The following is a 13,848-nucleotide window of genomic DNA, read 5'->3' as shown; positions in this document are numbered from 1 at the left end:
GGTTGAAAATAAGTTTCGGCTGACTACAATAACTTTCGAAACGAAACTTAACGGGCCGAATGTAATGCATAAACGAAACACTCAGCAGCGTCGTCGCAGTATTATCGACAAGCTAAATGCCGAAGGTGAGGTGAGTGTAGAAGTGTTAGCGGCCATTAACGAAACCTCCGAAGTGACCATTCGTAAAGATCTAGCCGCACTAGAGGCCAGTGGGCTGTTGTTGCGTAAATACGGCGGCGCCATTCCAATCCCGAAAGAGCTCGAAGCGGTTACCTCTGCCGAGGCAGTAGAAGAAGTTTCAAAACGAAAGCAATCAATTGCGAAAGCTGCAGCGGAGCTAATTCGTGATCATAACCGTATTATTATTGATGCTGGCCAAACTACCGCCGCATTATTACCAGAATTGGCAAACAAGCTAGGCTTAGTCGTTATGACGAATTCACTCGATGTGGCTAATGCGTTAAGAGAGCTGGAAAACGAACCTACACTGCTAATGACCGGTGGTAGCTGGGACCCTCAGTCCGAAGCGTTTCAAGGCCAGTTAGCCGAAGAAGTGTTACGAGCATATGATTTCGATCAGTTGTTTATAGGTGCCGATGGCATCGACCCGAAACGTGGCACCACAACGTATAACGAGCTCTATAGCCTTAGCCGTGTCATGGCAGAAGTGGCGAGGGAAGTTGTCGTCATGGCGGAGTCGGACAAAATAGGCCGAAAAATACATAACCTAGAATTAGGCTGGAAAGACGTCGATCTGCTGGTAACGGATGATGCTCTGCCAGCGGATATCAAGCACGAAATTCAAGCACAGGGCGTTACCGTCGTGTGCGCAAAATTGTAACTATCAACAGTATTGAACTTAAACGAGTAAGGAAAAGCACATGTGCGGAATAGTAGGCGCAGTAGCGCAGCGGGATGTTGTCGAAATATTAATTGAAGGCCTGCGTCGGCTTGAATACCGTGGTTACGATTCTGCCGGTGTGGCGGTTATCAATAACGAAGGTGAGCTGCAACGTTTACGACGTCTAGGTAAAGTAAAAGAGCTAGCGGATGCGGTTACACTAAACCCAACACCTGGTGGTACTGGTATTGCGCATACCCGTTGGGCAACTCACGGTGAGCCAAGTGAGCGTAACGCCCACCCGCATGTTTCCTGTGAAAAAATTGCCGTAGTGCATAATGGTATTATCGAAAACCACGCGCCGTTGCGTAAAAAACTTCAAGGCGACGGTTATCATTTTGAATCTGAAACCGATACGGAAGTCATTGCCCACCTTGTCGATTTAGAATTACAAACCGCTGAAAATTTATTGGCCGCCGTAAGATCTGCGGTTGTGCAATTAGACGGCGCTTACGGCACCGTTATTATGGATAAAAATGACCCGTCGCGCGTTATTGTTGCACGTTCGGGCAGCCCCTTAGTCATTGGTTTGGGCATTGGCGAAAACTTTATTGCGTCGGATCAGTTGGCACTCTTGCCTGTTACGCGCCGTTTCATCTTTTTAGAAGAAGGTGATGTTGCAGAAATTACGCGCAAATCCGTGATTATTTTTGATAAGGCGGGTAACGTGGTTGAACGTGAAATTCACGAGTCAAACGTAAGTTACGATGCCGGCGATAAAGGTCAGTATCGCCATTACATGCTTAAAGAAATTCACGAGCAACCCCATTGTGTTACCAACACTTTAGAGGGCCGTTTAAGTGAAACGTCCGTGCTCGACGAGACGTTTGGTAATGGTGCTGCCGAACTGTTCAAAAAAGTTAAACACGTACAAATTGTTGCCTGTGGTACCAGCTACCATTCGGGTATGGTTGCCCGTTATTGGCTAGAAGAACTGGCTGGCGTAAGTTGCAATATTGAAATTGCGTCAGAATTTCGCTACCGAAAATCGTTTGTACAGCCCGATAGCTTGCTCATTACCATCTCACAATCGGGCGAAACGGCTGATACATTGGCGGCACTGCGTTTAGCCAAAGAACTCGGTTATTTGGGGAGCCTTACTATTTGTAACGTTGCCGGTTCTTCCTTGGTGCGCGAATCCGATTTGGCGTTTATGACACGCGCTGGAGCTGAAATTGGCGTTGCCTCCACAAAAGCGTTCACCACTCAATTGGTTGGCTTGGCCATGTTGGTGATGGCGCTCGGTAAATACAACGGAATGTCTGATGCGGTTCAACAAGAACTAACAGAAGCCATGAAAAGCTTACCGGCCAAACTAGAAGAGTCACTAGGTTTAGCAGAAAGTATTGAAGCCCTTGCGGAAGAATTTGCTGATAAGCACCACGCACTCTTTTTAGGTCGCGGCGACCAATACCCTATTGCGATGGAAGGCGCGTTAAAACTAAAAGAAATATCCTACATTCACGCAGAAGCCTACGCTGCAGGCGAATTAAAGCATGGCCCGCTTGCGCTTATTGATGCCGATATGCCTATTATTGTAGTGGCACCGAATAATGATTTGTTGGAAAAACTAAAATCTAACGTTGAAGAAGTGCGTGCGCGTGGCGGTATTTTGTATGTATTTGCTGACGACAACGCCAAGTTCGACAGTGATGACACCATGCGAGTCATTAACGTGCCGTATATTCACCAGTGGTTAGCCCCAATTCTCTACACTATTCCACTACAGTTGTTGTCGTACTATGTTGCCATCATCAAGGGTACTGATGTCGACCAACCGCGTAACTTGGCCAAATCCGTAACTGTAGAATAAAACGAAAAACGCCCGCCTGTTTTTGTGTGAACAGGCGGGCGTTTTCGTAACTATAGAAAACCTTTCTCAAACCGGTGCTATCGTCCAATAGCCGAATGGCGGTTGTGTATCAGCAAAAGCTAGGTCATTTACCAAAGATTCTTTGAACAATAGCGGGCGATTCTGCTACCTATAAAACAGCGTAACCAATGCCTAACCAAAATAATCAGGTGCGTTACCGTCCTTCCACTTAATGTTGCACCCCATAGAGGGAATTTGCACATCGGGCACCGCCTTATTGTCGAGTAATAGATCTAACACGTTTTTAAGATCGCTACCGGTAGAGGGTGACTGAAGGGAGTCGTAGTTACCGGACGAAATTCTATGGGGGCGAGAGTCGTCAAACTGCCCGCGATAAACAAGTTTTCGATGTTGGTCAAAGACATAAATATCCGGCGTACAGGCTGCGCTATAGGCGTGCGCAACGGATTGTGTTTCGTCAAACAAATAAGGAAAATCGTAACCCTGCTTGCTTTTTTCCGCCTTCATGTTTTCGAAATTATCACTCTCGTACTGAGAAGCGTCATTACTATTGATGGCGACAAATCCAATGCCCTTTGTCTTATACGCTTTCGCTAGAGCCGCCAACGCAGGTGCGATATGGATAACATAAGGGCAATGATTGCAGATAAAGAGTACAACCAACGCCTTGTAGCGGTCGAAGTCTTGCAACGACAATTGCTCACCGTCGGTGGAGGGCAGTGAAAAATCGGGAGCCTTATGCTGAAGTGGCATCATAGTTGATTGTGTTAAAGCCATTTAATGCCCTTATAGTGAGCGTAGTGAATGAATTGAAGCGGAGCATAGACAAATTTTTGGAGTGCTACAACTATACGGTTAACGAGCCCCACCATCACGTTATTTAGCGGTGAGAACTGTAATGTTTGGTGTTTGCCTGTAGAGCGAACGCTCTGGATAAACCCTAAAATTCTTAAGGTTAATGACAGCCTATAATAATGAATTAGGCGCCGGTGATTTTTTAAGTGCCACCAATATAATAAGTTTTTTATTTAATTCACATCGCAACAGGTGAGCACTTGCCTTGCAGTAAATTTGCGTACTATTCTCGCCCTCAGCCCTACTGCACGAAAAAAGAGATTAGCGAAATGGCCATTATTAAATTTAATACAACAGGGGCGTTAGCGCCTCTTATGTGCCATCACGTGATTGGCCGCCGACACCCCGCCCTTAGTGAACCGACCATTTCCAGTGAGCATCTTACTATTCGTTGGAGTCGCGGCGATTGGCACATTCGGGATATGAGCAAAAACGGTACCTGGCTTAATGGTGAGAAGCTAAGCAACCGCCATGATGCTATTTTACGTGTTAATGATCGCCTCTCACTTGCGTCACCCACGGAAAATCAGCTAACCCTATGCGATGGTTCTCCGCCACAGGCGTGTTTAGTACCGTATGTGGAAAACGCTGGTAGCCTGGGCAAGCTGAAGCGTGTCATTTTACTGGAAGACGCCCCTATTCTACCGTTGCAACTGGCGCCAGGGGTTTTTATACACCAGCGAGGTGTTGATGAATGGTGGGTAGAGCGTGCGGAGCACTATCAGCGGTTAGAGCACGGTCAAATTCTCTGTGTTGGACGGGCTACATGGACATTTTGGCACATGAAAAACTGGGAACTAACACAGCAATATGACCGCAAAACCCTAGCGTCTAACGATGCGATAACGTTACGTTTTAACTGCAGCCTGAATGAAGAGCACGTTGTGGTTAAGTTGATCTACGAAAGTCGTGTAATGGACCTTGGTGAACGTACCCACCACTTCCTAACCCTGACACTTGCTCGGAAATGGCAAACCGATGCTGAAGCCGGTATTGTGAGTTCAGAGCGTGGTTGGATTGCCATGGAGGAGCTTTCGGATATGCTCGCGCTCGAAGTCGCACACATAAATATTCAGATTTTTCGAGCGCGAAAGCAAATCTGTGATGCTCTTAATAACGGGTTTATGCCCGATAAGATAATAGAGCGCCGCAGAGGAATGGTTAGGTTGGGCGAAATGGCATTTTCAATTACACCTCGTAAGACTGCGCTTTGCAGCGTGGTATAACAAACGAAAAAAGTCTGAGGGTTGATTAGCGTGTTAGGTGTACTGCGTTAAGGCACATAGTATTTTGACTATTATTAGCAAACCAGCTCGCCAGAATGGACGCAAACCCTAAATTTAGTGCGTTGCTTTGGGTCGGTCGCGGTAAGATAAGTTGGACGGTACCGATTAATAGTCGTCGAGAGCGAAATTTTAAACAATACTTCCCTGCTCAAAGAACGCATTCCTCTAACCACAGGCCTGGCGGCGCAACTTTATTACCCTTGCTATGACGACAACGCAAAGTGCACGTGATAATGAGTTGTACCCAAAACGTATGGTAGCGCGTTACGAGCTCCAGCAGCTTATAGGTGAAGGTGCATTTGGTGAGGTCTATCTTGCGTACCATCTTTCGTCGCAACAACCTGTTGCGCTTAAAATATTGAAAGCCGGCACGAAGCGAGGTGCCGATAACCGCCGTAAACGATTCATAAAAGAAATAGCCATTTGTCGAAACTTGCAGCACCCAAATGTTGTGCAATATCTTGATCATGGAGAGAGTGAGCAAGGGGAAATGTATGCCGTGTTTGAATACATTTCAGGTGTTAACCTCCGGGAACTCTTAAACACCAATACACCTATACCTATCGGTACGGTCGTTGAGATAATGGGCCAAGTATTGCGAGCACTGGGTAAGGCGCATCAGTTGGGTATTATTCACCGCGACTTAAAGCCCAGTAACATCATGGTCCGTTTTGTTGCGGGCCTACCTGAAATCAAGCTACTTGATTTCGGTGCCAGTTGTTGGCTAACGGCCGAACGAGAAAACGCCACAGAACAGCTAACCCTTTCTTCCGACACTATGGGCTCACCACTCTACCTTTCGCCTGAACAGTTAAGAGGTGAGCTTGCAACCGTGCGTTCGGATATCTATTCGTGGGGATTGCTGTTATATGAGTGTTTAGTGGGCCGTCCTGCCTTCATGGGCGGAACCTATGCTGAAATATGTTACCAACAACTGCTACCAAACGAAGTTAATTATCCCTATTCGGTATTGGCTCACCCTGTGTGTCGTTTATTAAAAAAGGCCTTGTCTAAAAAACCTGAAACCCGTATTGGATCGGTCACGGCGCTGGATCAGTGGTTGAGCGCTATAGATTTCTCTACGCTCGATTGCATGGAAGGTGAAAAGCAGATACCACTTTTTGATGAGACCTTAGCCGCTAAAGCCGAGAAATTTTAGCGCAATACTGTAAGCCATGCCGCCATTAATCCTGCCCTAATAACGCAAATCACCCCAATAATACGCGCCTTTTAATCGCCTTTTTTCTCAGCAAACCGCTATAAATGTGTATTTTTATGTGTAAATGCATTTATTTAGCTTTATCTATACCTGTGATTATTCCCACTATGACTAATAACGCACGGAACAAATGTATACATTGCGCTGGGCAGGCAAATAAGTCTATTTAGTGTTCACTTGGTGTAATAAAGCGTAATGGTTGTACCCTTCGGAATTCCCTACACTGGCCCGACATTTTGCATCGCCAGCCTTATCGTCAATGGCTAATTGCCGGACGCAGTGTAGGGCGAAGAAGGGAGAGATTGAATGTCTGAAATAGCTGACTTTATTGAGGGCATTGCCTCCGATATTGCATTGCAATTCGGCGATACACTACGTGACTGCAAACCCTTGGCAGGGCATATCGAAACAACAGATCTCGCCGCCATTCATGCGAACACGCCAGCCATCTTCATATCGACCGTTGGCACCGGCGAACTCAAAATTATTGAAAATGGCCAAAAAGATATCAAAGTGTTTCTACTGGCCTATGTTCTTGTAGTTAACCCCGACAGTATTGAACGTGAAAAAATTGCCCAAGATCTAGTGCACGGACTGTTGTGCTACGTGCCTTATCGGCGTTGGAATAAATCGAATGCTTTTCCAGCGAATGATGTTGAGTCGTCCGACTTACATGGTCTTTCCAAAGGGTTTAAGCCCGATGTCACCAGTTGGCGCACGAGCGTTTCAGCATTATCGCGTGCCGCCGATTTATACGGAGGCGAAGATCCCGTTAGCCACTTGGCCCTCTGGGCGGTGAGTTGGGAGCAGGTTTTGAGAGTAGGTGAACTTCCGAGTGAAGAGTCACCTTATCCCCCCGACGAACTGGTTGCAAAGCACGATCAAGATTTAGAACCTGTTGATGTAACACCCAGTGAAAGCGGAGCCACTTAATGCCAGACGAGGAAAGTGCAGCAGACGATTCCGCTGATAGAGCGGTCGCGTTAAGTGACAGCATCGCTCAGCAAGAACAGATGCTTAGCAGCAGTGTGCAATTTGGTCGTATTGTCGAACCCGAAGATACTGATCCAAAGCCACCGACAGAATATCCGGCTGTACTAGTGCACATTGGCGGTGAAAAAAAAGGTACGTTCACACGTAACTGGATGCAGTGGACCGTTGCGCGCTCGGGCTATGACGCACATTGGTGGCAACCCGAAATCGATGAGCAAGTGGTCGTGATGGCGCCCTCCGGTAATTTGGCATTGGGCGTTATTGTAGGTGTGTTGCCGCGTGGAAAATGGCTGTCGTTTCCTGAAGCAAATGATTTTTCGGCAGCTCCAGCCGCACCGAACGCCGTTCCCGCTGAGGACAAAGCCCATGTACATCAGGTGAATTACAAAGACGGCACCGCTATTAGTTACGACCGCGATCTACATGCCCTAGATCTCGCTGTTCGAGAAAAAGCAGAAGAAGATCCCGGCGTAGTTGTAGGCATTACTCTTAAAGAGAAAAAAGGGGGCGTTGTTATTCAGTTAGAGGCTGGAGAGCCCAAGTTAACGGTAGAACTTAGTAACGAAAAAGGCATAAAACTAACGCTTGGCGAAAACTTTATCGAACTCAATGAAGACACGATTAAATTGACCAGCAAAAAACTCGAGATAGACGCTGCGGAGGGATTTTCCGTAAAGTCTGCCAAATTTAATGTTGACGACAGTACAGAAATTGATGCGACTGGCGGCAAAATTACGCTGAAAGCCGGTACAACTATGGAAATTAGCAGCGGTGGCGCGGATGTTAAATAGATGAGCACTCAAACAACAACTCAACTAATCGGGATGGATGCGAATACCGGGGAGCCCCTTTCCGGAATAGAGCATATTCGTCAATCCGTTCGCGACATTCTTACCACACCCATCGGCACTCGGGTGATGCGGCGAGACTACGGCTCCAATTTAATGAACCTGTTAGATCGCCCCATGAATGCAGAACTTGTTGCCGATATTCAGGTGGCAGTATCTATGTCGTTATCGAAATTAGAACCACGGCTGCAATTAAGCCGTGTATCGGTGGAATTACCGTCCACGGCAACGCGCACGCAGCAACAAAGCGCCGCCGCTGGGCATGTCCAAATTCATATTGAAGGCGTGGTGTTACCAGAAGGGCAGTACACGATTTTAAGTGATGTTTTAAATAGCTGATTGAGGCGCGAGCCTGTCGCAAAAAGCGATTCATTCTAAAGGAGCATGGTATGGCTGGTTTTTTACATGGTGTAGAAATACAAGAGTTAGACTTAGGGCCGCGACCCGTTGCCGGTGGTGATACGTCGGTTATCGGCCTCGTGGGAACAGCAAAAGCAGGCGAAGCCGTAGAAGGTGAGCCGGTATTAATTGCGGGCTCTCGAAAAGAAGCGGTGCGTTTATTTGGGGCCGTAGATGTAGAGGCGACCGAAATAGACGACGCGAACTCAATACCGTTCGCGCTTAATGGGATTCTCGACCAAACGGGTGCACAAATTGTTGTGGTCAAAGTTAAATCTACGGCCGATGGTGTAAAAGAAAAAGATCTACAAGCCGGCATCGATGCGTTACTCGGTGCAGAAAGTAGTGTACATAAAACGCCACGCATTTTAATTGCGCCAAGTTTTAGTGACCGCACGCTAGTGAGTGATCGCTTAAAATCGGTGGCCGAACGCTTACGTGGTGTCACCATTATTGATGGGCCAGACACCGACAATAAAACGGCTATTACGGCAGCATCTACCATGGCGAACGCCCGCGCTTACATGATCGACCCCAAAGTTAAAGTATCCGCGGGAGCGAAGAAAATTCGACTAGAGCCAGCTTCTGCACGTGTTGCCGGTGTCTTTGCTAAATCTGATTCCGAGCGCGGTTTTTGGTGGAGCCCATCCAACCGCAATATTGCAGGCATCGTTGGTACCAGCCGACCTGTCGACTTTGCGTTAGGTGATGTTAATGCTACGGCGAACTTACTAAACGAAGGTAAGGTAGCCACCATCATTCATGCCAACGGCTACCGGCTTTGGGGTAACCGTAGTTGTGCCGCCGATACCAAGTGGGCATTTATCAGTGTACGCCGTACCGCCGACCTTATTAATGACGCACTACAGCGCTCTCACATGTGGGCCGTGGATCGCAATATCACCAAAACCTACGTTGAAGATGTAACCGAAGGCGTTAACGCTTACCTACGTCATTTGAAAAAAATCGGTGCAATTATTAATGGAAAATGTTGGGCTGATCCTGAAATAAACACGTGGGACCAAGTTGTTAATGGAAAGGTAACGTTCGATTTTGACTTTACCGCGCCCTACCCTGCTGAGCACATCACATTCCGTAGTAGCTTGGTTAACGATTACATACAGGAGATATTCGCATGATCCCTAAGGTTCTTAAAAACTTTAACCTATTCGTTGATGGCCGCGGGTACGCTGGTCGTGTAGATGAGGTGACGTTACCGAAATTGAGTTTGAAAACCGAAGAATTCAAAGCCGGTGGAATGGATGTACCGATTGAATTAGAAATGGGAATGAATAAGCTCGAGTGCGATATCACCATCTCCGAATACGATACCGAAATTATTAAAATGTTTGGCATTCGAGAAGGCGCACAGGTTCCGTTAACCCTTCGCGGTGGTTTAGACGGCGAAGAAGGCGTTGCGCCGGTTGTTGTTAGTATTACTGGTGCTTGGCGTGATCTCGATTTCGGCGGCTGGAAAGCCGGTGAAAAAGCGCCGTTAAAAGTTTCCATTGCGGCACGCTACTACCGTTTAGAAATAGATGGTCAAGAGCTTATCGAAGTTGATGCCGAAAACATGGTGCGCAAAATTAACGGTGTTGATCAAATGGAAGCCATGCGCAGCGCGCTCGGCATGTAATGTAGGTCTCTGCCATTAACGTAGGCCCGCAGTCTTTACGCGAGCTTACGTAGCAGTGGTTTTACACGATTAAAGTAAAAACCCGTTGCAATGCGATTAAGTTAAGGCGCGTTGTAACTGAGATTATACCTCGGCGGTTAGCGCCGTCGAGTTTATATGACCGAGAGGAGTAACCATGAACACCACTGCAATTGATTTGAATTTTCCAATCAATATTGATGGCCGCGATGTGAACACCTTAGAGATGCGCCGTCCGCGCGTAGGTGACCGGCTGGCAGTTGAAAAAATGAGCGGTGACGATGCCGACAAAGAGATTCGTTTTATCGCTAATCTCTGCGAAGTTGCGCCCAGCGACATTGAAAAGCTCGACATGGCCGACTACCTAAAAATTCAGGATACCCTAGCAAGTTTTTTATCCTAGACCCCGCCACCCTTAGACAAGCGATTTATATCTTGGGGAAGAATAGTGGTTGGGGTTTAAACGACCTACTGCAGCTAGATGAACAAGAACTTATTGAATGGCTTGAAATAAGCCGAGACGTACACAAGCGTCAAACACAGGCATAGAGAATGCAAGCAGCGGCAAATACACAACAACAGCGACGAGGTGATCTGTGGAAACAGACAACCGCGCGTTGCCGCATACAACGGTTATGGACGTTAAAACCGCGAGCTAAGTACGCGAATGTTTTACAAAACAAAGCGATACCGTTAAAGGCCAGCACGGTGAGCCTTACCCGTCGAGGCCTTGGCGCTCTTACCTTCGGACACCCACTTGCACTGCCGTATTTTAGTGTTTTTAGCCATCATTTGGCCGTGCTAAATCTAGACCGTTATTTACACATGTTGATGCCCATAGGCCCGGGCCGAACGAAACTGTATTGTAATGATCAACACACTCACGTGCTTCAACAAGAGCGCTCTTCAATAGTGGGTCGTTTTATTGCGCCCGACAACAAAAAAATTACCGCGCAGCCGCTACTGCAAGCCGCACTAAATGTTCGCGCGCAGGCAACGTTTTACCGGCAATGGCAACACAACCTTGCCACCGCTGAAAGCACTAACGCCACGCCTCCCCTTAATGATCACTCGGTAGCCTACAAACAGCTCAGTACATTAAAAATAACAGCCGATACGCAATGGTTAACCCGTGTACTCGACACGCAACTTGCTGATGTCAGCATAGAGCAAGCGGGCGAAAGCCATCCCCTGTTAACCATGGTAATGGCAACGTTATTGCAAAGTGGTGTAGGGCGTGACGGGTTAATAAACGGTATTCGGCAGTATTTAGCGGCAACTATGCACATTGACGAGCAAGGCGAGTTGCACCGAAATACTGATTTAAGTGAACAATCGCAACTCGCTAATCAAGCTTTCGCGCGTAAAACGCTCCAGGCATTGGTCACGCAAAAAAACACCGGTCGCCGAAGCGACACTGCAATCGAAAGTAAAAATACCGTTAATATACCGGCTATTAATCGACAAGAGGTGGTACACGCGCTGGCATTTTTAGCCACCGGCGCCAACGCTCCTACATTTAAAGCATCATTATTAACGGCGTTAAAAAAACAAACATTTGGTGTGGCACTGCAGGCGAACACTGTAGCGGTAACCGTAGATACTCTAGACGAATATTTTCACATCGAGCCCCAAAATGCCACGGGCAGCACGCTTGCGTCAGCATCACAAAGAGTAAACCGTTCAGCTGAATTTGAACGCATCGCTAAAGACTTGTTGGTGGGCGCCGGCCTATTGGGTGACGGGGCTAAAAACACGGCGCAGGAAAGTTATTTTGCATCAGAGGCGCTGCAACGTAATGGGCAAATGGCCCCTGTTTTTGACGACGTTACAGAGAAGGTATTTGAACGTGCCTTAGCTGATAGTGTTATCGGTGAGAGTGCCCACTTTAAAAGTGCCCTGCTGAGTAATGCATTACTTGATAATGGGTTATTTAATAGCGGCGTGACCAGAGCCCCTCAAACATACCGGCCAACATCTACTTCATTTGAGCCAACAATACCGCAGAGCCGCAGCGATCGGCGACCACGTTTTAATGTACTGCAACGATTAGCGAGCATTAAAAAACCGGTATTGCACTCTGCCCACGCGCAAGCACCGGGTGCCGATACGGCCGTTAACGCATTTGTATTGGAGAGCGAAGCAATACGTGAACGCGAAGAACAAACGACTGCGCCCACATCATTTAAACGGTGGTTACACGAATCCCTAGTGGGTAAATCGCTAATGCGCGCGAACGAAAGCAGTACTCGTTCTTCGTCACTGTTATCAAAACAAGCGAATGTCGGTCGATCAACCGTTAATAGCGCACTGCGCGAGCTGGCGGATGTCGAACACCACAAAAATACGACATCGGTGAACGACGAAAGACAGATTACCGCGTTAAAAGATATTGCCCAGCACCTACGTGCGCTTGAAAACAGAAGTCATAACGACATGACCGCATTACTCAAGTCGATTAACAGTTTGGTAACGACAAGCCAAACACAAACCCCTGTGAGCAAAGGCCCAAATTTACGGCCTCTCTCATTTTTAAGTGACAGCTAATCGAAGGAGCACTAAAAAAATGATTACAGGGCAATTACAGAAACACGAATTATTACCTTTGGCGGCTGAAGTAGAAAAAGCAGTGCCGCCATTGGACTACGAAGCAATATTGTCTGAGATAAAACAGAGCTTGCAGAACATCCTTAATGACAACAAAACGTTGCGCTCCGTGAACCTTGAATTATTGCCCGAAAGCGATTCGATACTTAAAATTTTAGAAGTACTGGCATACCGTGAGTTTCTAACACGCCAGCGTATGAACGAAGCGCTTAAAGCGTGCTACTTAGCTACAGCGCGTAACGAAGATTTACGTCGCCTAGCGGAATTAATTATACCCGAGCGTGCATATGAACATGCGTTCGACGATAAATGTCGAGAGGCCGTAATTAATGAGTATCAGAATATCCATACTGCAGGTTCACGGCGTGCCTACATCACGCTCGCGCATCAAGCGGCTGGCGATAACGAAACGCTACGTGAAGTCCACGTGGTGAGCACAAGAAAGGGCCAGGTTGATGTGAGCTTACTTTATCAACCTCATGTCACGGGCTCAGCGAAAGAACTGGCTTTTGAACGTGTCACCAAAACACTGCAAGACGACGCCATTCGGCCGATTGGCCAAAAGGTTGTGATTAACGATGCGCGTGTGGTGCCCTATCAAGTCAAAGCGACGTTGGGCTTTCGAGATAGGCTTGGTTCTGTTGAAGCCATTGCCGCGGCAAAAAATGCCGTACTCGCGTTTATTGAAGAAAAATATCGGTTTGGCCAAAATATTTACCACAACGCGGTTTTGTCTGCGCTGCACCAGCCTGGGGTTGATTACATTATTCTCCAACCGTTAAAAGAGCACCGTGCGTTATCCGATGTGGCGTCCGGCTCTAATCAAGCACCTTGGTGCCACCCCGATAATGTGCATATTCAATTACATTCCGATGTGCCTAGCGAAAAAATTAAAGGTATACGGATCGAAAAAATTCAACGAAAACGACAGCTAATGAGTTGTGAATTGGTAATAGAGCCACCTCAGCATGAGATACGTCTCACCTACTACACCTTGTATTGGGGTGACGAAGACGGTGAAAAATTACCGGGTGTGAGTGCGATTCAGTCGTTACCGGTAGGTGGTGAGCGACGTGTTCGGTTGGTTAACGAAACCGTACCGCAAACGGCCAAAACCTTTGTAGTGTTTACCGTTAATGAAAACGGCGAAATGGGAACAGTGAGCGGCGATGCTGGCGCACAAGAAGATGATCAGCGTGCGGGATATGCCATTAACATTCCATCAACTGAAATGAACGGGCCATAAGGAAGT

General features: G+C 47.3%; 13 protein-coding genes. 12 read left to right on the top strand and 1 reads right to left on the bottom strand.

The window, feature by feature from the left end:
- Positions 1–64 precede the first annotated feature (64 nt).
- Positions 65–841 (top strand): DeoR/GlpR family DNA-binding transcription regulator, encoded by a 777-nt coding sequence (locus H5647_RS03260; RefSeq protein ID WP_045861029.1) that lies wholly within the window; start codon positions 65–67, stop codon positions 839–841.
- Between the two features lie 40 nt (positions 842–881).
- A complete protein-coding gene (gene glmS, locus H5647_RS03255; RefSeq protein WP_045856270.1) occupies positions 882–2,714 on the top strand; it encodes a glutamine--fructose-6-phosphate transaminase (isomerizing) in 1,833 nt (610 codons plus the stop codon).
- A gap of 192 nt (positions 2,715–2,906) precedes the next feature.
- Here glmS and H5647_RS03250 read toward each other — a convergent pair whose 3' ends face one another.
- Complete coding sequence (locus H5647_RS03250; protein WP_045856268.1) at positions 2,907–3,512, bottom strand: thioredoxin family protein; 606 nt, start codon at positions 3,510–3,512, stop codon at positions 2,907–2,909.
- Positions 3,513–3,859: 347 nt separating this feature from the next.
- Between H5647_RS03250 and H5647_RS03245 the strand changes: the two genes are divergently transcribed.
- The 10 genes from H5647_RS03245 to H5647_RS03200 all read left to right on the top strand — a co-directional run bounded on the left by H5647_RS03245 (position 3,860) and on the right by H5647_RS03200 (position 13,842).
- Complete coding sequence (locus H5647_RS03245) at positions 3,860–4,816, top strand: FHA domain-containing protein (RefSeq protein ID WP_162926269.1); 957 nt, start codon at positions 3,860–3,862, stop codon at positions 4,814–4,816.
- Between the two features lie 265 nt (positions 4,817–5,081).
- The gene (locus H5647_RS03240) at positions 5,082–6,035 is read left to right on the top strand and encodes a serine/threonine-protein kinase (RefSeq protein WP_045856264.1); all 954 of its coding nucleotides are present in this window, start codon (positions 5,082–5,084) and stop codon (positions 6,033–6,035) included.
- A gap of 366 nt (positions 6,036–6,401) precedes the next feature.
- A complete protein-coding gene (locus H5647_RS03235) occupies positions 6,402–7,028 on the top strand; it encodes a hypothetical protein (RefSeq protein WP_045856262.1) in 627 nt (208 codons plus the stop codon).
- Complete coding sequence (locus H5647_RS03230) at positions 7,028–7,879, top strand: phage baseplate assembly protein V (RefSeq protein ID WP_045856261.1); 852 nt, start codon at positions 7,028–7,030, stop codon at positions 7,877–7,879. The genes H5647_RS03235 and H5647_RS03230 overlap by 1 nt, the downstream gene beginning before the upstream one ends.
- Positions 7,880–8,275, top strand: coding sequence for a GPW/gp25 family protein (locus H5647_RS03225; RefSeq protein WP_045856260.1), 396 nt, complete (start codon positions 7,880–7,882; stop codon positions 8,273–8,275). It begins immediately after the preceding gene.
- Between the two features lie 50 nt (positions 8,276–8,325).
- Positions 8,326–9,474: a phage tail sheath C-terminal domain-containing protein gene (locus H5647_RS03220; protein WP_045856258.1), complete on the top strand. Its 1,149-nt coding sequence runs from the start codon at positions 8,326–8,328 to the stop codon at positions 9,472–9,474.
- Positions 9,471–9,971: a phage major tail tube protein gene (locus tag H5647_RS03215; RefSeq protein ID WP_045856256.1), complete on the top strand. Its 501-nt coding sequence runs from the start codon at positions 9,471–9,473 to the stop codon at positions 9,969–9,971. The genes H5647_RS03220 and H5647_RS03215 overlap by 4 nt, the downstream gene beginning before the upstream one ends.
- A gap of 175 nt (positions 9,972–10,146) precedes the next feature.
- Positions 10,147–10,392 carry a phage tail assembly protein gene (locus tag H5647_RS03210; RefSeq protein ID WP_045856255.1) on the top strand — a complete coding sequence of 82 codons (246 nt, stop codon included), beginning with the start codon at positions 10,147–10,149 and terminating at the stop codon, positions 10,390–10,392.
- A 149-nt stretch (positions 10,393–10,541) separates the two neighbouring features.
- Positions 10,542–12,536, top strand: coding sequence for a hypothetical protein (locus H5647_RS03205; RefSeq protein ID WP_045856253.1), 1,995 nt, complete (start codon positions 10,542–10,544; stop codon positions 12,534–12,536).
- A 19-nt stretch (positions 12,537–12,555) separates the two neighbouring features.
- Positions 12,556–13,842, top strand: coding sequence for a baseplate J/gp47 family protein (locus tag H5647_RS03200; protein WP_045856252.1), 1,287 nt, complete (start codon positions 12,556–12,558; stop codon positions 13,840–13,842).
- Positions 13,843–13,848: the final 6 nt, after the last annotated feature.

The organism is Teredinibacter purpureus, from assembly GCF_014217335.1.
GTDB classification, from domain to species: Bacteria; Pseudomonadota; Gammaproteobacteria; order Pseudomonadales; family Cellvibrionaceae; genus Teredinibacter; species Teredinibacter purpureus.
Note: the sequence above shows the minus strand (reverse complement) of the source record. Positions and strands in the feature narration are given on the sequence as shown.